Raw genomic sequence first — 18,936 nt, 5'->3', positions numbered from 1 at the left:
TAAAATTTGAATGTATTATAAAATTTTCATTTTGAAAAAGGGGATTCCATAAATAAGGGAATAAAACAAAAAGTTCTATAACCCACCATCTAAATCATACAATTTTGAATAGAAATTACAACAATTTACCATTGATAATTGATTTTTTATAGTAAGCCCTTTTGATATGCTTTAAAAAATCATTTAATTGGGTTTCTTAACGCCAAACAATGAACCTAATAAACCCTAAAAAAAACCTGGAAAAAATCCAGGGTGTGGTAGAGACTAAAAGTTATACCAACAAATTAAAATTGATAAAAAACCTTTATACAAAAGGAAGTAATACTGCGGGCGAAATATGTGTAGAAGTTGGGATTTCTTTACCCACCGTCAATTCCCTTCTTGGAGATCTGATGTCTTCGGGAGAAGTGATCAAAAATGGCAGGGCAGAGTCACAGGGCGGCAGGAAACCAGACCTATACCAATTGGCTGGAGATGCTTTTTACGTTTTGTCTGTGGATATCAACAAATTCAGGGTTAGAGCGGCCGTTTATAACAGTGCCAATGAAGCAGTCACTGAAGCTGAAACCATAAAAATCACACTCAATAACGAAAAGGAAACTTTTGATCAGATTTGTGACTTCATTTTGGCCCATAAAAATAAATCCGGGATTCCTGATGAAAAAATCATTGCCATTGGCATTTCAATGCCCGGTCTGATCGATTCTATCCATGGAATCAACCATACTTACCTGAAGTTTGGAAAGAAAAGCCTTGTAGAAAATTTTGAAGCAAAGCTTGAAAGAAGGGTTTTTTTGGAAAATGATGCAAGGTCCATGACCTTGGCCGAATTTAAATTTGGCCAGAAAGACAATTACAAAAATGTCCTAGGAATATTTATCGGTTGGGGAATTGGTCTTGGAATAATCATAGACGGAAAAATCTACCAGGGCGCTTCGGGTTTTGCAGGAGAATTTAGCCACTCCCCTATTTTTGATTCAAGCGACATCACTTGTACTTGTGGAAAAAAAGGCTGCTTAGAATCCGTTGCCTCAGGTACAGCCATCGTAAGAATGGCCAAAGAAGCAATTGCAACTGACAGCGATTCCATATTGTCTCGGATGGTGAGGGAAAACAACAATGAGATAGAACCTTTCTTAGTGGTAGATGCCGCCTTGGCAGGAGATCAAAGAGCAATCACGATTTTGTCAGAAGTCGGTTTGGATCTTGGGAGAGGAATTTCCATTCTCATTCAGCTCCTTAATCCTGAAATGATTATCATTGGAGGATCTGTTGCAGAGGCAAAACAATACCTTATTACCCCGATTCAGCAGGCTTTGAACATATACAGCATGGCCAAGGCAAGGGAAAATACCGAATTGGCACTGTATAAGCTCGGTAAGGAAGTGGGGCTGCTGGGAGGCGTGGCTGTGGTCAATGAGAAAATCTTTGACGATGTACTCCTCTAAGACCGTGTCAATTCCATTTGCTTATTAAGTTACAGGAAGTATGAATTACTTGAGAAGAAATATGATGCAGGAAATGTCAAAATCCGTCATGTTTTTGTTGCTTATGATTTTTGGCGTAGGTCTTTTTTTCTTTTCAGGAACAGAAAAAAACAAAACAGGTGCTTTTGAACTATTGCCGCAAAAGAGAACCGGAGTGACTTTTTCAAATACCCTCAAGGAAGACCAAAAAAACAATATTTTAACCTATGAATATTTTTACAATGGTGGCGGGGTCGCTGTAGGAGACATCAACAATGACGGTCTTGAAGATATATTTTTCACCGGAAATATGACCGACAATGTCCTTTATCTCAATCAGGGTGACTTCAAGTTCAAAGACATTTCCAAATTATCAGGTATCAAAGGAAAAAAATCCTGGACAACAGGTGTTACTATGGCAGACATCAATGCCGATGGTTGGCTGGATATTTATGTCTGCTATTCGGGTAACGGTAATCTTGACAGTAGAAGAAATGAACTATTTATCAATCAAGGCGATCTGACTTTTAAGGAGGAAGCTGCCGCCTACGGCTTAGACGATCCCTCCAATAGTACCCAATCCTTGTTTTTTGATTTTGACAAAGATGGTGATTTGGACATGTTTCTTCTGAATCATCACATCGAAGTAATTAATGAAATTGAATTTGACCAAGCCAGAGCGGTAAGGCATCCCTTTGCCGGGGATAAGCTGTATAGAAATGACGGAGGGAAGTACAAGGATATCAGTGAAGAGGCAGGAATCAAGGGTACAGCCTTAGGTTTTGGACTTGGGGTCGCTGCTTCAGATATCAACGGAGACGGATGGATGGACTTATATGTCAGCAACGATTATATAGAGCCTGATTATCTCTATATCAATAATGGGGATGGCACATTTTCTGACCGGATGACTGATATGCTTCAGCATATCTCGCATTTTTCTATGGGCTCCGATATTTCAGATGTCAATAATGATGGGTTGATGGATATTTTTACTTTGGACATGCTTCCTGAAGATAATAAAAGGCAAAAACTGCTTTACGGCCCTGAAAACTACGAGCAATACGCATTGATGGTAAACCGAGGTTTTTATCACCAACACATGCGGAATATGCTTCACCTCAACCATGGAAATGGCTTATTCAGTGAAATCGGTCAACTTTCCGGTATTTCCAATACAGATTGGAGTTGGTCTGCTTTGTTTTTTGATGCCACTAACTCCGGCTCCAAGGACCTTTTTATTAGCAATGGCTATTATAGAGACTATACCAACCGCGATTTTTTGAAGTACAAGGGAGATTATTATTTCAAATCTGCAGTTGCCAAAGAAAAAGCGGATACCCTTCACCTTGTTACTAGCATGACCTCTACTCCTGTTTCCAATTACATCTTTGAAAATGGGGGAAATCTGATTTTTAAAGACCAATCAAAAGAATGGGGAATATATGCTCCAAATTTCTCAAGTGGATCAGCTTATGCCGATCTGAATAATGATGGTCAGCTTGATCTTGTGGTAAATAATCAGAATCATGCTGCCTTTGTCTATCAAAATAAATACCGTGAATACAGTGGAAAAAATCAAAACTGGATTCAGATCAACTTGAAAGGCCTTGCACCAAACACTTTGGGAATAGGAGCAAAAGTTGCGGTCTATAGTGCCGGAGAGGCTCAATACCTCGAACAAATGCCAACCCGTGGTTTCCAATCTTCTGTTTCTCCAAAGTTGCATTTTGGTTTGGGTGAAAAATCAAAAGTAGATTCAGTAGTGGTTACCTGGCCAAAAGGGAATGTCCAGAAAGTACAGGAAATAGCAATAAATCGCATTTCGGAAATTGAAGAAACCAACTTGTCAGAAACAAGAATTCCTACAACAAAACAGGATCCAATTTTCACCCCAATAACTCGTCAGGTTCCATTTATTCATCAAGAATATGGTTTCAATGATTTCAAGCGTCAACCTTTACTTCTAGAAATGCCATCATATGTAGGCCCTACAATGGCAGCGGCTGACCTCAATGCAGATGGAATGGAGGAGATTTTTGTGGGGGGAACAAAAGGCTCTCCCGGAAAAGTATTCCAATTTTCAAACAGAACTTGGCAACCCTTGGATTCATTTAAATCTGAAAGTGAATTTACAGATGCAGATGCTGTTTTTTTTGATGCCAACAAGGATGGATTTAAGGATCTTTACATTTGCAGCGGAGGCTATCATGATTATTTGTCCAATGAGGAATCTCTTCAGGACAGGTTATACATCAATGACGGTATGGGAAACCTTCACCTAAGTACCAATTCCCTTCCAAAAATGCTGACAAGTTCTTCTGCAGTTTCAACAGCTGATTTTAACAATGATGGTAATTTGGATCTTTTTGTTGGGGGCCGCGTCATTCCCGGAAAATATCCACAAACCCCTCAAAGCTATATATTGATCAATGATGGGAATGGTAAATTTTCAGATTTATCCAGTCAATACCTTCCTGCTGAAGGAAAAATCGGAATGGTTACCGATGCTGTATCATTGGATTTAAACAAGGATGGGTTTCAGGATTTGGTACTTGTCGGAGAATATATGCCGCTTACTGTTTATCTCAACGAAGGCGGTATTTATTTTTCAGATGTGACCGAAAAATGGGTTGGCAATGATACCAAAGGTTGGTGGTCAAGTCTTGAAATCGGGGATTTTGACAATGACGGCGACATGGATGTAGTGGCTGGAAATTTTGGATTGAATTCACAATTCAAAACCAATAGTTCTGAACCATTGAGATTATACTTTGGGGATTTCGACGAAAATTCCTCCACCGATCCCATTTTGGTCAGTTACTTGCAAGGTAAGCCTTATCCATTTCCAAGCAGAGATGAATTGTTGGATCAGGTTTACGGTTTTAGAAGCAAATTCACTGATTATGCAAGTTATTCCAATGCAACCATAGCAGAAGTTTTGACTAAAGACCAGTTGGCAAATGCATCAAAATTAGAGGCTACTGAATTGAGGAGCATGTATTTTGAAAACCAAACTGAAAGGTTAATTCCCCATCAATTACCGATTGAAGCTCAATTTGCACCGATACATGCCATTCATGCGTTTGACTATGACCGGGATGGCAATATGGATTTACTTTTGGCGGGAAATCAGACATATACAAGGCTGAGACTCGGAATGATGGATGCTAATTTTGGGCAATTGTTTAGAGGAGATGGAAAAGGTAATTTTCGCTATATCAGCCAGAAAGTATCCGGATTATCGATTTTGGGCGATGTTAAGTCTATCCTTCAACTACCCTCCCAACCTACCCTTCTTTATTTCGGTATAAACAACCGGGGCATTGTCACTTATCAAATGATAGATTGAAATGAATATTGTGAAAAACAGCAGATTATTAAGTCAGATTGGGATATTCATCTTGATATTTTGTGGATTTACTTTTCAAGTTTATTCCCAGAAAATTATCAACCCTCCAACCGAACTATTTGCTAAAAATTTGTTTCACGTCACTGAAATAATGGTTACTGATGTAGCATCGCCTCCTGCAGCAGCCAGATTTTATGCCTATACTACATTAGCAGCACACCTTGCTTGGGACCAAGCGCTTGGGCTTTCAATGGAGGAAAACTTGTTGACCAAAACCAATATTGAGAATTTTGAATTCATCGGGGAAACAGAAAAAAACCTTTCTCCGGAGTTTGTTGCGATGTATGCTATGTTGGAAACAGGGAGAAATATCATGCCTTCCGGAAAGCTACTTGAGGAAAATCAAAAAACCCTGACCAGTAAATTTCTCAAGTCAAAATGGATTTCCAAAAAAGACTTGGAAGTCAATATTGCATTTGCCAAAAAGGTTTCTTCCCAGGTTTTGGAATTGGCCAATAAGGATGGTTACAAACAATTGAGCTCCTTGACGAGATATAGCCCTAAAAAAAATCAAGGAAGTTGGTATCCTACTCCTCCTGCTTACATGGCAGCAGTTGAACCTGAATGGAGAACAATCAGGACATTCTTTTTAAAGGAGTTAAAATCCTACAAACCTTTACCTCCGGCTAAATTTGATCTAACCGAAGGAAGCCCATTCAAAACCCAACTTGATGAAGTTTTTCAGGTTACCTCCTCACTTTCCGAAGAACAGCAGTTGATCGCTAATTTTTGGGATTGTAATCCTTTTAAGGTGAGTTTTTCAGGCCATATGGCCATAGGATTGAAAAAGATTTCTCCTGGAGGCCATTGGATTGGAATCACAGGAATAGCAGCTGAAAAAGCTAAATTACCTTGGAGAGAAACAATTTATATTCACGCTCTTGTGGCATTGGGATTACACGATGCATTCATAAGCTGTTGGGAAGAAAAGTATGATTCAGACCGAATCAGGCCAGAGTCTGCAATTCAAAGACACTTAAATCCATCTTGGAAGCCTTTGTTGCAAACACCCCCTTTTCCTGAATATACAAGCGGTCACAGTGTTATTTCAAAAACAAGTGCCGTTATCCTAACTGACTACTTTGGTGAAAATTTTGATTTTATCGATAACTCAGAAGTTTACTTTGGATTACCCGAACGACCTTTCCAATCTTTTTCACAAGCTGCGGATGAAGCTGCCATTTCAAGACTTTACGGTGGAATCCACTTCCGTGATGCCATAGAGGAAGGTGTCAAACAAGGGGATAAAATCGGCCGATATATACTGAACAGGGCTGATTTAAGCCTAGAGTCTAAACGCTGAAAATATTATGGTTTTGACGGCAATCCATTAAAGTCTACAGGAATAGAAAAAGGGTCCAAAATGCTGTCCAATAAAACCGCAACTGATAACCTATCAAGAAAAGTCGTTGCCGCAGGTGTCCCGCTAAGATTTTGATTCTTCCAAATTAACTTAATGTCATTTTCAATTAATTCCGGACGGACGACTTTCAAAATGTCCAAAAACCTCCCAAGTGTCAACCGTTCACCAGAAGCGTCCCAATATTGAGCATATTGGGAATAAAGAGGTCTAAGACCTTCAACCAACTCAAATTCTGAAATTTCCCGTTCAGGATAAAACCAAGTTTGATTTGCCCATTTATATGGAACACCAAATCCCTTTAATATTCCCGTCGCTCCTATTTTTTGGATTGACAAGAAGTGTGGGTGGTTTGCATCAATGTCCCTGAAAGGCATTAAATAGGCATTTTTTACCAAAAGGTTTTCCTGAACATTCCTGATTTTTACCTCTTGCAAATTTTGCTCATTGAGAATGGCAGTTCCTGCCAAAGCTCCTGCTGCTTGACCTATCCCCAAAACAACAGGCTGCAATCGGCTAGCCCCATTGACAATATTTGAAACTCCGATACTTTTCTCGGCCACGATAAAATGTGTAGATCCTTTCGGAATAAGGCTTCCCAACGGGATGTTGTAAGAAGGTACTCTGATTTTGATGAAGTCAATTTCGGGTGCATTTGGATTCATCTTATGGTGATGGTCAATGGTATAATCCCCAACCGCAATTCCTGTCCTGTAATATGGTTTTTCTTGATTATAAGGAGAAAGAACATAAGGTAAGGTAAACATCGATTCAGAAGCAACACGCCTTGATTCCCGATGGTAAGGAATAAAAGGCAGTTGGTCTTTAGTTGGGAACTCATCATCCGCCAAGCCTAGATGTTTGTAGCCAAGCTCGTTTTGGATATAATAGATAAATCTCAAAGAATGCAATTTGGCTTCCTCCAGTGCCATGTCCCTGTCCTTTTGAGACATTTCGACAATGTTCATATACAAGTCATTGCCACAATTGGGCCAATTTATCATGTACTTTCCATTAGGAAGTTTTCCATAATTGAGCATTTTCTGACAGTCATTTTGTGGACTGTCAAAGGAAATCGGGTCTGCATGGTTGCAGGCACAGGCAAATATCTCAGGATCATATCCCTTTGGTTTTGGTATGGTTTTGTCAGTCCCAATTCCATAATCTTTCAAAACCACCACATAGGTCAAGTCCTGAACGATATCATTTGCTTGACTTGGGGCAAATGTTTCTCCAAAACGATCCTGACTATCCATCCCAACATAATACTTGTAGCCAAGTGAGGCCATAACATCACCAAGTTCCGTGGCGTCGATGAGCATTTTTGCCTTTATTATTTTCTTTTTTCCTTTTTCGAGATAGGAAACCGTCCAACTATCGGATTCAAAAACAGCGTTTTGCCATAGAACCTCAAAATGTACCTTGAGATTCTGTTCTTGTTTTATCCAATCCTGAAAAATTCTATTTCCTACTGAAGGCTCAAAAAGGGTATTACTGACCCAACCAGTATTTACCGCAGAAGGCCCGCCGTAGTACTCGTATAACTTCTCTCTAAATTCTCCCCAAATCCCGGACGGTATATGATGGTTGCCATCAATGGCGGAAACACCGGCTGCAGTAATCATTCCTCCGAGCCATGGAGTTTCTTCCAAAATAACCGTTTTGACACCCATTCTAGATGCCTGGATCCCTGCAGATGTTCCGCTCGCACCTCCTCCGATGATCAATAACTGGGTCTCTTCTTGTCCAAAGACCCTATTGTTAACACAAATACACAAGAAGATGAGAAAAAAAGATAAAATGGATTTCATATAATACTGCTTTAAAGAGATAATTGCTCAAGTTACAATTCTTGATCAAAACCCAATAAAACTTTTTGATCAAAAAACTTGGAAGCGGCCCCAAAAAGAGCGCTTTTGTCTCCGAATTCACTGATGAAAACAGGTGTTTGGTTATTTTTTAATTTTAAAGTCGAAATAGTATTATTCAGAAAAAAACCATGTGCTTTGGCGATGTTGCCTCCAATGACAACAGCATCCAAGGGAACTTCTTCGGACCTCTTTAGTATAAAGTCTGCAAGATTGGAGGAAAATTCCTCAAAAGCAGGAATGGCCATTTGGAGCAAATCCTCGCTTTCAATAATCTCTTTTACCCCATTGACTTGGATAGAAAAATTTTGTCTGAACCAATTGACAAACCATCCTGTGCCCAAATAATCCTCTGCAATACCTTCTTTGAATTTTGAAGACCAAAGAGCAGCATCAACGATCTCTCCATTAAATTTCAAGGAAGAACCTAGGCCAGTTCCCAAAGTCATACCCAAAATATTTTTAAATTTTGATACCTTCCCAAATTTCGCTTCGCCCATCAAGAAAGCCTTTGCATCATTTACAAAATGGATTTGTGTCGGCATTATACCCATCCTGCCAGCGAGTTCATCTTTTAAATTAACACCAAAAAGGTGAATGAACTTACCTTGATCCTTGATCTGACAAATCCCATTTAAATAATCAAAAGGTGCAGGCATAGCCAAGGAAATACAGCATCTGGTAAGATCTAAAGACAATTCCTTGAAAAGGGAAACCCATTCTTCAAGGATAAAATCCTTTGATTGTCCAGAATCCAATTTTTTTTCATGAATTGGCCCCAAGGCAAATCCATCCTCCCTCTCAACAAAGGAGGCGACAGAAATATGCGAACCACCTATATCCGCAGAAATTATCCATCTATTTGCCATTCTTAGGTTAAAACCAATTTTTCAAATCCGGAATACTCAATCCTATGTTCCAAATTAATTTATAAAATTACGCTGCTAAAAGGATTTATCAAAAATATCGAAATTCTCCCATATTACTACATCGAAAAATTCAGTTTACTTTTTGGCGTCAGAAGAAGCTCTTACATGAAGGGTATTCGGCAAAGTAATTTTAAAATCCTTGAGGTAGGTTCCTTCTCCATCAAGCATTCTCAACATTCCCTCCATCAATTTTTCGGCTATGGATTCTAAAGGTTGTTCAATTGCGGAGATATTTGGCTGAAAGAGTGTGAAAAAATAATGGTCATCAAAAGAAACAACCAATAAGTCAATAGGAATACGTTTTTTCAAAGTGTTTAATGCTTGCAAACCCTCAAAAGCAAGGTAATTTGTGGCAAAAAACAGGCCGTCAAGGTCAGCGTTCTGTTGAATAAAGAGCTGTATTTTTTGGCTTAATCCCTGATCTGAAGGATTCTGAAACGGTAACATTAAAACATTACTTTTCAATCCATGATTTTCAATGGCTTCATTGTACCCCCTTAACCTGTCTTTCATTTGGATTTGATCAGATTCCACTGTAATGAATCCAATATTCTTACACCCATTATTTATTAAATGCAAGGTAGCTTCGAAAGCACTTTTTTCATTTTCCACAACCACATAATTGCAATCAATAGAAGGAATCCACCTATCAAATAAAAGAACAGCAAATTCATCCTCGATAAGATCAATAATGGTGTTTTCAAGATTTGGAGTCGGTGTGATGATAAAGCCATCCACACTGCGGACTTTGAATGTATCAATCAGCGTTTTGGCTTTTTCAGGGTCGTTGTTTGTACTGCAATAGATGATTTTATATCCATTTTTATAAGCCTTTTCTTCGATTTCTCTGGCTATTGAAGCAAAAAACTGATTAGAGATATCCTCAACCATAAAGACAATTACTTTCGATTTCCCAAGTCTTAGGCTTTGAGCTAAATGGCTGGGTTTATATCCTACTGCCTTAATATAATCTTCCACTTTGAGCGTCAGCTCATCACTGATTCTTTTTTCTTTGGCTTTGCCATTGAGAATAAATGAAACAGTAGTGATGGATATTCCCAGAGATTTCGCAATATCTTTAATTGATATCTTTTTCTTTGCCATTTTTACTCTACCCTAACATTCGATCAAGACGACAATATCTCGATTTTTGTTTATTTATCCTTCCTATTGAAAATAAAATGGCTATTTCAGGTTTTCATAAATGGCATTGAGCAAGGTATGATCTTCCGTATCTTCACTATATTCCCAAAACATGGCACCACCCATTTTGTGTTTTTTGATAAATTTGGCCTTTTCAGATATTGATTCTGCATCTTCAAAAGTCACAAAAATCCTCTCTTTTTCATTCCAAAGAAATGGCGCTTTGGAATTTTCATCCCAATGTCTTACAAATAATGAATCTTTCATCAATTCTGAAATTGCGCTATACGGATAACCTTTTGACCCTTTCCCAAATTGATAAAGTCCATTATTTTCTGGATTTACATTTGACCAACTTCTTCCATAAAATGCCATACCCATAACCAATTTCTCAATAGGAACTCCTGCAGCAACATGGTCATTGACTGCTTTTTCGGATGACCTCACATTCTGGTCAATGGTTTGTAAGTTGGCATGGTGTCCTGTTGTATCACTGCTAAATTGGACGATATAATCATAAGTCATAATATTGATAAAGTCTAGGTACTTCTGGGCCTGACCGAGATCATTGACATCTAAGTATTCCTTAAATCCTGCCGAAGCAATCGTACTCAAATAATGGGTGTCATTGATAGAGCCAAGGCTATCCAAAGCCTCTCTTACTGATTTTAGCATCAGCACAAAGTTTTCTTTGTCCTCCTGTCTATATGGATTATTATCCCCTGGTAAACCCGGATATTCCCAATCAAAATCCAATCCATCGAGATCATGACGTACAAGATAATCAATTGCCGAAGCGGTAAATATTTTTCGGGACTCCTCGGTCAGGGCTGCGTCTGAAAACCCTTTGGACCAAGTCCAACCTCCTATTGAAATCAATATTTTTAAATCAGGATTAAGGCTTTTTAGGGAATTCAGTTTGGTAAGATTTTCTTTGTCTGACTTTTCTCTGCCTTCCCCTTCCATTACTTTTCCGTCAATGACATTTGCAAAGGCATAATTGATATGGGTCATTTTTGCGGCATCTATCTTCGCTGTATCGACACCTTTCCATCCTGCGATGTATCCAATGATTTTATATTTATGTTCTTCACCTGCTACAAGGGAGACTGTTGTATTCTTTGATTCACAGGAAAAAAGTCCGATTAAAAGAAGGAAGAGAAATGATCTTTTTATGTTATTCATGACTTGATTGTTATAATGAAAAAAGGTGCCCAGAGGCACCTTTTTAATATTTATTTTGAGAGGAAAATCAATTCCCACCATCCCACCACATTTTGGTCATCAGGTTATCACCACCCATTCTTACACGGGCAGCTTCATAGTTTGCAGGATTTCCACCGATTTCAGCTTCCCAATAACGTAACCTTCTTGGGATTTCGTTGGCTTCAAATCTGTTTGGATCTTGGGTTGGAGTCAACACAGGATATCCTGTCCGTCTCCAGTTTGACCAAGACTCGATATCGTTCAACCAAGTCGCTGCCCAATACTCTTCACCGATAATCCTTAATTTATCTGCATCAGAGGCTGCCACAAAACCTCTTCCATCAATGTAAGCATTGATTTCAGCAGTTGATCTTGCAAATGTAGGATCGAAATCAACCCAAGAGGTGATAGCTGCTGATACACCGTTTCTGAAATGCGTATTGGCGTCAGTTGTAATCCAACCTTTAATTGATGCCTCTGCTTTCATAAGTTCGGTTTCAGCATAGGTAATCAATACATACGGATCTTCCCAATCTAAATACTTCAAGTTAAGCATAGCAAACATCCTGTTTCCTCTAGGCTGAAGGGCCTCAAATTCAGCAAGTTCAGAAGGGGAAAGGATTGTCCTTAGCGTTTGGGTATTGTAACCATTTGGCATACCACGCTGAGCAGCAGGATCGGTATTCCAAGTATCTGCTGAAGCAGTAGGGTCACCAAGTCCACCTGACACAATCATCAATCTAGGATCATTGTTGGCTTTCATCCAATCAATGAAGGTTTTGCTGATTTTGCAATCCTGAGAATACTTGTAAGTATTCCAATAGCCATCATTTAGACCGTTTCTGTTATTTCCGATTGGACCTGTAGTGTATTGGATATAACCATTGTCCGCAACAGAACTGAAAGTTCCGCTATTGTTTGCCTCGATAAAGACTTCTCTTGCTTTCGCTGCATCTTTATTGGACATCCTCATCGCGATTCTCATTAATAGCGCATTAGTGAATTTTTTCCATTGATCAAGGTTACCACCGTAAACAAAATCTTGAACGCCTAAACCTTTTGCACTTGGACTGAATTTATCCCTTGCGGCTTTAAGCTGATCCACCATGTCAAAGTAAATATCCTTTTGGTTATCATAAGTAGGGAACCAATTTGCTTCATCTTCCAAACCTCTACCTGCTTGAAAATAAGGGATATCTCCATAAAGGTCAGTCATTCTGTGAAGGTCATAAATCCTCAATACAGTTGCTGCTGCATTCAGGTTAGCATCCTCCGGACTATCTTTGGTTTTGTCGATTACATGTGAATAAAGCTTGATCACATCCGTGTAGTGCCTTTCCATATAAGCACCACTATATTGGGCATTATAGAAATACTTGTCACCGCTAAAATAGCCCGCCAACGAAGATGAATGTTGGATCATTGTGGCAGCATACAGCATGTTGGCTCTGGTGTTCTCATACTCTCCACCAATTCTTAAGGTAGCAAGAGAAAACAAGAATGCCATATCCATATCCGTAACTGCATTTGGGTCTGTATTCAGATCCAACAAATTCTGCTCATCACAAGAACTGAATGTCAAAGTGAAAGCGAGAAGGAGTCCAGTTATTTTATATATACTTTTCATTTTTCCGTGAATTAGTTTGTTAAACATCCCTATTAGAAGTTAAGGTTGATATTAAATCCAAAGCTTCTGGTTGTAGGCATAGCGAAGAACTCCAAACCTTGGGAATTACCTCCGACAGTGTAGGCAGATTCAGGATCAATGTTAGGAACCTTTGACCAAATCAAAGCAAGGTTTCTACCCACCAATGAAACCGATGCAGCAGTAAAAGGTGTTTTGCTCAAAAGTGTTCCAGGAAGTGAATATCCAAAAGAGAATTCTCTCAACTTGATAAAAGAGGCATCATACACTATGTTCTCAGTAATCTGAGCATATCTGTTGAAATAATCGTCAATCAAGAATTGAGTAGGGTCAGAAGAATTTGCTGGAATATTCCAAGTCCTTGCCTCACCGTTTGCATCTACACCTGAAACAGTCAAACCATTCTCACGGCTTGCCAAAGTTTCCTCATGTAATCCGTTGTTGTAGGCAAAATAATTTGTTCCAGAAACCAAATGTCCACCAAATCTACCATCAAGCAATACCATCAACCTGAAATTTTTGTAGCTGAAATTATTAACAAACCCAGCTGAAATAGGGTGACGACCTTCTGCGATAGTTTCTAATCCATTGGTAGGTACAGGAAGACCTCTGTCGTCATAAACTTTTTGACCATCGATTGTCAGTTGTTTGAAACCAGCAATCATACCTAAAGGCTGACCTACAATGTGACGGATTCTTTCTCTTCTCAATCTGGATTCATCAAGGTTGATGAAATCGATTGGTTCTCCTTTGGCGTTTGTTCCAAGGCTTACTACGTTACTTTGGTTGTTGGCATAATTCAAAGAGAAGTCCCACTGGAAATCTTTCCTTTGGTAAGCAACTACGTTTAATAACAATTCAACCCCTTTGTTTGTCAACTCACCGATGTTGATGATAGTAGATCCAAAACCTGAAGTTGCAGAGATACCGGTTGCAAGGATATCATTTGTAGTGTTTCTGCTATAATAAGCCACGTCCAAGCCGATCTTGTTTTCGAAGAATCGTAAATCAGCACCGAATTCATATTCGGTAGATAGGTAAGGCTTAAGGTTTGCATTGGGGATTGAACCGTTGTTGATTTGTCCCAAACTACCACCTAAGTGACCTGATCCAACAAGACCATAAGTCAAGTTAAGCGCATAAGGATTTGGAGCACCGCCCCCTGTTTGACCCCAAGATGCTCTGAATTTTGTAAAAGTGAATGCTTTTGGCAATTCAACTACATCTGATAGCACAAAGCTTGTACCTATTGATGGGTAAAACAATTTGCTGTTGGCGGGCGACAAGGTTGAGAATTGGTCCTGACGGGCAGTAAGGTTTAAGAATAGGAAGTTTTTGTATCCAACGTTAGCATAACCGAATACTGAATTGATTCCTTGCTCATTAAAGCCATAACCTACTTGAGGTGCAGCTACGTTTCTCACACTTCTGAAGAATGGAACAACAAGGTCATTTCCTCCACCTGAAAGGCTTTCAAATGATCTTCTCATTCTGTTTCCACCGACCAATGCATCTAAAGAGATGTCACCGAATTGTTTTTGAGCTCCGATGAACAAATCCATGTTATCTTCCCTGATTGTTCTTTTGCTTACATTGTAGTCACCTCTTGGCTTATAGGCTGTACCATATGCTTCAGATGAGTCATCTGTTCTTGCTTGATAATCAGTACCTGCTCTACCCATGATATATAACCAATCTGTAATGTCATATCTCAAAGACACCTTACCCAAAATCCTGTCAGTCACATCTTCTCTATAGAACTGATAAGCTGCCCAATAAGGGTTGGTTTGGAAAACGTTTGGCTGATATCTTAATTCAAACCCATCTTCTTGAGCTCCCAATTTGTCTGTTGGACCTCTCATTGCTGAAAGAGGAAGGTTTCCAGGTCTTGTCATCATCGAAAAGTTGGCATTACCAGGGGAATCCGAAAGTCTTGGACGGTTTTGCGCATTTTGCTTTGAATACTGACCACTCATATCAAGCGTAAGTTTTTTCAATTTACTGTTGACATTCAAATTGATAACGTCTCTTTTGAATCCTGCATTAGGCATGATGTCACTGTTATTCAAGTTTGAATAAGCAAATCTGTAAGTGCCGGTTTCGTTTCCTCCACTTAGAGCCACTGAGTTATTCAGGGTATAACCTGTTTCATAAAAAGCATTCAATCCTTCACCTGTATGAGAATATGGTCTTGATACACCATCAAACTGAGGAGTACTGGTTCCATTATATCTTCCACCCCAATGAATATTTCCTGCATCCAATGCCTGACCTGAAGAAGCCGGAATAACCCCGTCTATACCTGGACCATATGATCTTTGGTACTCAGTAAAGTCAAGAACGTTATCAAATGTGATATTAGAATTCAATGCTACACCAATACCTTTTCTCGCTTTACCGGTTTTGGTAGTGATCAAAACGACACCATTAGCAGCCCTAGCTCCATATAGTGCAGCCGCAGCATTACCTTTCAAAACAGAAATACTTTCAATATCATCAGGGTTAATAGAAGCAAGACCGTCACCGGCATCATTTCCACCCCACATACCTGCACTTCCGAGGTTACCTGTTTCAATAGGCATACCATTTACTACATACAAAGGCTGGTCATTGCCGGTCAAAGAAGAACCACCTCTGATCACTACCCTGGTAGAACCTGCGGCACCTGAAGCAGGAGGAGAAACGTTCACACCTGCGATTTTACCTGTCAAAGCGTTACCCAAGTTAACCGCTCTTGATTCAGTAAATTTGTCTCCACTTACTTGGGTTACGGAAAAGCCAAGTGCTTTTTTGTCTTTTTCCATACCAAAAGAAGTGACAACAACTTCGGCAAGATCAGACATATCCTCTTGCAAGCTAACATCTAAGGAAGTCCTGTTACCAACCACAAACTCTTGGGCGGAAAACCCTATAAAAGAAAATACCAACACGGATGTATTGGTCACCGAGATAGAATACTTACCATCCAAATCGGTGGTAGTACCTGTGTTTACTTGCTTGTCCAGGATGTTTACCCCTGGAATCGGTTCTCCGGTAGAATCCACTACCCTACCGGTAAGAACTCGGCTTTGGCCATATGCCTCAAAACCTGAGGCAAAAATCATGACCATCGCTAACATTAATAGTACAACTCTGTTCATAGGAATTATTTAAAGGTTACATTTTATTGGTTTAGGGTATTTGGATAATTGTTTAATTTCTTTTATAAAATTTTTATTTTGAATGGATTTAGGTATTAATTAGAATGATCTGATATTTTTCAATCAAACAGTAAAATATTATATGCCAAAATCGAATTAATGAAAGATTTGCTATCTGTAAATGTATCTAAAAAAAATTATTGTTAAAAATATTTAAATATTTTTTTTAATTAAGTTCAAAGACTTTTACGATTTATTATATTTAATAAATCGGTTTAGCAAATAAATTTATATATGCTTTACCAAGCAAGGCTGTTTGTACATGGAATACTTCTGTTTATTTTTCTCCATTTAAAAAGTCAAATACCCGCTCAAAACCAATTGATTACGCCCAACTATCGTTTTCAATTCCAATATCCAATTTAAAGGTAATCTAGGTTTTTATATACTTTATAAAAAAAATTCAAAAAGAACTTTGACTTCTTTTTGAATTGTAGTTTTTTTTGACTCGATTAAGACAAAAAAAAACCGCCTTTCGGCGGTTTTTAAAATTATTTGATGAATAACATCTCTCTATATTTGACCAAAGGCCACAATTCATCATCGACAACCAATTCAAGTTTGTCAACAGCATACCTGATTTTATCGAAATAAGCTTCTTTGACATCATTACAATATCCTTTGGCTCTTTTGACAATATCCTCTTCTTTATTAAGCTGCTTTCTTGCTTCAGTCATGTCGTGAACGTTTTTATTGATCGATTCAAGGTGCTTACTGATTTCCTTAATGGTTTCAATGGCAGCAGTATTGTCCAAGCCAAGTCCTGCCAACCCATTTGCGTTTTCGATCAGTTTATTTTGATACAAGATAGAAGTTGGAATTACATGGTTCAAAGCAAGATCACCCATAACTCTGGATTCGATCTGAACTTTCTTAATGTAATTTTCCAACATGATTTCATGTCTTGCATGAAGCTCCTTGGAATTCAAAACATTGTGTCGGGAAAACAACTCAGCTACTTTCTTATCATGGTAAATATCCAAAGCGGCCGGTGTACTTTTCAAGTTTGACAAACCTCTTTTTTCAGCTTCTTTGGCCCACTCTTCTGAGTAGCCATCACCTTCAAATCTTATTTTTTTGCTGTCCTTGATATACTTTCTCAATACATTGACAATGGCAATTTTCTTTTCCTTGCCAGCATTGACTTCTTTATCTATGTCTTTCAGAAGGTTCCTTAATGTCTCGGCTACGATCACGTTCAAAGCCGTCATCGGTCCTGCAGAATTGGCGCCTGAACCAACCGCTCTAAACTCAAATTTGTTTCCTGTGAAGGCAAAAGGCGAAGTTCTGTTACGGTCAGTATTGTCCAATATGATTTCAGGAATCTTAGAGATACCTAATTTCATATACATGTTATCACCTTTCTCGATTTTAACATTTCCATTTTTCTCCAATTCATCCAAAACAGATGACAATGTCGAGCCAAGGAACACAGACATGATAGCAGGAGGTGCTTCATTTGCTCCCAATCTGAAATCATTGCTGGCAGAAGCGATGCTTGATCTCAACAAATCCGCATGGTCATAAACTGCCTTTACAGTAGCGACCACAAAAGTCAGGAACTGAAGGTTTTCTCTTGCCGAACTGCTTGGCTGGAATAGATTGACACCTGTGTCAGTGATCAAAGACCAGTTATTGTGCTTTCCGCTTCCATTAACACCTGCAAACGGTTTTTCGTGGAACAAAACTTTCAAATTATGCTTTTCTGCAACTTTGTCCATCAGATCCATCAACAATTGGTTGTGGTCGATGGCTTTGTTGATTTCTTCGAAAAGAGGAGCAACTTCAAACTGACCCGGAGCTACTTCATTGTGACGGGTAGAGACAGGAATTCCCAATTTGTGGGCTTCGATCTCAAAATCCATCATGAAATCCTTCACTCTGGTAGGGATAGATCCGAAATAGTGATCTTCCAACTGTTGGCCTCTTGCAGGGTTATGTCCAAAAACTGTACGTCCGGACATCACCAAATCAGGTCTTGTTGCAAATAGGGCTTTATCAATCACAAAATACTCCTGCTCCACACCTAAGGAAGGGCTCACTTTTCTGACATTTCTGTCAAATAGCTGACAAACTTCCACCGCAGCAGAATTAATGGCTTCCATGGATTTCAACAATGGTGTCTTGTAATCCAACGCTTCCCCTGTAAAGGAGACAAATATGGTAGGAATACACAATGTCTTATCAAAAATGAAAATCGGTGAAGATGGATCCCAAGCTGTATAACCCCTTGCTTCGAAAGTCGAACGGATACCGCCATGTGGGAATGAGGATGCGTCAGGTTCTTGTTGAACCAAAGCAGAACCTTTAAATTTTTCTAATCCTGCATGGGCATCAAAGAAAGAATCATGTTTCTCCGCAGTAGAGCCGGTAAGAGGCTGAAACCAGTGGGTGTAGTGGGTAACTCCTTTGGATAGCGCCCATACTTTCACTGCAGATGCTATTTCTTCTGCAGTTGAGGGATCAATCTTGCTGCCTTTGTCGATCGCCTCCATTACTTTTTTGAATACGGATGGGGCCAAAGACTCTTTCATTTGCTTGGTGCCGAAAACATTACTTCCATAATAATCGGAAATCTTGCTCGAAGGTGGTGTTACAGTAACTTTTGACCTGCCTTGGGCCATTAGTAGCGCTTTTTGTCTTAAAGTTGCCATTTTCTACAATAAGTGGTTTGATTATATACCCACAAAAATATGAAATTATATCA

The 18,936-nt window shown here is 39.1% G+C and carries 10 protein-coding genes; 3 read left to right on the top strand and 7 right to left on the bottom strand.

Features of this window, described 5'->3' with window-relative positions:
- The first annotated feature begins 209 nt into the window (after positions 1–209).
- From NU887_RS01805 to NU887_RS01795, 3 genes are all read left to right on the top strand, one after another.
- Positions 210–1,448: an ROK family protein gene (locus NU887_RS01805; protein ID WP_258421642.1), complete on the top strand. Its 1,239-nt coding sequence runs from the start codon at positions 210–212 to the stop codon at positions 1,446–1,448.
- A gap of 40 nt (positions 1,449–1,488) precedes the next feature.
- Positions 1,489–4,818 (top strand): VCBS repeat-containing protein, encoded by a 3,330-nt coding sequence (locus NU887_RS01800; protein WP_258421641.1) that lies wholly within the window; start codon positions 1,489–1,491, stop codon positions 4,816–4,818.
- A 151-nt stretch (positions 4,819–4,969) separates the two neighbouring features.
- Positions 4,970–6,181, top strand: a complete 1,212-nt coding sequence (locus NU887_RS01795; protein ID WP_258421640.1) for a vanadium-dependent haloperoxidase — start codon at positions 4,970–4,972, stop codon at positions 6,179–6,181.
- 5 nt (positions 6,182–6,186) lie between these two features.
- On the opposite strand, the gene NU887_RS01790 is transcribed toward NU887_RS01795, so the two are convergent.
- The 7 genes from NU887_RS01790 to NU887_RS01760 all read right to left on the bottom strand — a co-directional run bounded on the left by NU887_RS01790 (position 6,187) and on the right by NU887_RS01760 (position 18,883).
- Positions 6,187–8,049 carry an FAD-dependent oxidoreductase gene (locus NU887_RS01790; RefSeq protein WP_258421639.1) on the bottom strand — a complete coding sequence of 621 codons (1,863 nt, stop codon included), beginning with the start codon at positions 8,047–8,049 and terminating at the stop codon, positions 6,187–6,189.
- A gap of 32 nt (positions 8,050–8,081) precedes the next feature.
- Positions 8,082–8,975 (bottom strand): ROK family protein, encoded by an 894-nt coding sequence (locus NU887_RS01785; RefSeq protein WP_258421638.1) that lies wholly within the window; start codon positions 8,973–8,975, stop codon positions 8,082–8,084.
- A 135-nt stretch (positions 8,976–9,110) separates the two neighbouring features.
- Positions 9,111–10,139 carry a LacI family DNA-binding transcriptional regulator gene (locus tag NU887_RS01780; RefSeq protein WP_258421637.1) on the bottom strand — a complete coding sequence of 343 codons (1,029 nt, stop codon included), beginning with the start codon at positions 10,137–10,139 and terminating at the stop codon, positions 9,111–9,113.
- A gap of 81 nt (positions 10,140–10,220) precedes the next feature.
- Positions 10,221–11,363, bottom strand: coding sequence for a glycoside hydrolase family 18 protein (locus NU887_RS01775; RefSeq protein ID WP_258421636.1), 1,143 nt, complete (start codon positions 11,361–11,363; stop codon positions 10,221–10,223).
- 67 nt (positions 11,364–11,430) lie between these two features.
- Positions 11,431–13,011, bottom strand: a complete 1,581-nt coding sequence (locus NU887_RS01770; RefSeq protein ID WP_258421635.1) for a SusD/RagB family nutrient-binding outer membrane lipoprotein — start codon at positions 13,009–13,011, stop codon at positions 11,431–11,433.
- 32 nt (positions 13,012–13,043) lie between these two features.
- Entirely contained in the window at positions 13,044–16,169 is a 3,126-nt protein-coding gene (locus NU887_RS01765) for a SusC/RagA family TonB-linked outer membrane protein (RefSeq protein WP_258421634.1), read from the bottom strand.
- A 551-nt stretch (positions 16,170–16,720) separates the two neighbouring features.
- Complete coding sequence (locus NU887_RS01760) at positions 16,721–18,883, bottom strand: glutamine synthetase III family protein (RefSeq protein WP_258421633.1); 2,163 nt, start codon at positions 18,881–18,883, stop codon at positions 16,721–16,723.
- Positions 18,884–18,936 lie beyond the last annotated feature (53 nt).

This window comes from Aquiflexum gelatinilyticum, from assembly GCF_024741135.1.
GTDB lineage: Bacteria > Bacteroidota > Bacteroidia > Cytophagales > Cyclobacteriaceae > Cognataquiflexum > Cognataquiflexum gelatinilyticum.
This window is presented reverse-complemented; position numbering and strand designations above follow the sequence as displayed.

Excerpts from the sequence above, each read along its gene's own strand:
- NU887_RS01775 (WP_258421636.1), bottom strand. The coding sequence starts at position 11,363 with ATGAATAACATAAAAAGATCATTTCTCTTCCTTCTTTTAATCGGACTT.
- NU887_RS01800 (WP_258421641.1), top strand. The coding sequence starts at position 1,489 with ATGAATTACTTGAGAAGAAATATGATGCAGGAAATGTCAAAATCCGTC.
- NU887_RS01780 (WP_258421637.1), bottom strand. The coding sequence starts at position 10,139 with ATGGCAAAGAAAAAGATATCAATTAAAGATATTGCGAAATCTCTGGGA.
- NU887_RS01785 (WP_258421638.1), bottom strand. The coding sequence starts at position 8,975 with ATGGCAAATAGATGGATAATTTCTGCGGATATAGGTGGTTCGCATATT.
- NU887_RS01765 (WP_258421634.1), bottom strand. The coding sequence starts at position 16,169 with ATGAACAGAGTTGTACTATTAATGTTAGCGATGGTCATGATTTTTGCC.
- NU887_RS01760 (WP_258421633.1), bottom strand. The coding sequence starts at position 18,883 with ATGGCAACTTTAAGACAAAAAGCGCTACTAATGGCCCAAGGCAGGTCA.
- NU887_RS01770 (WP_258421635.1), bottom strand. The coding sequence starts at position 13,011 with ATGAAAAGTATATATAAAATAACTGGACTCCTTCTCGCTTTCACTTTG.
- NU887_RS01790 (WP_258421639.1), bottom strand. The coding sequence starts at position 8,049 with ATGAAATCCATTTTATCTTTTTTTCTCATCTTCTTGTGTATTTGTGTT.
- NU887_RS01805 (WP_258421642.1), top strand. The coding sequence starts at position 210 with ATGAACCTAATAAACCCTAAAAAAAACCTGGAAAAAATCCAGGGTGTG.
- NU887_RS01795 (WP_258421640.1), top strand. The coding sequence starts at position 4,970 with ATGGTTACTGATGTAGCATCGCCTCCTGCAGCAGCCAGATTTTATGCC.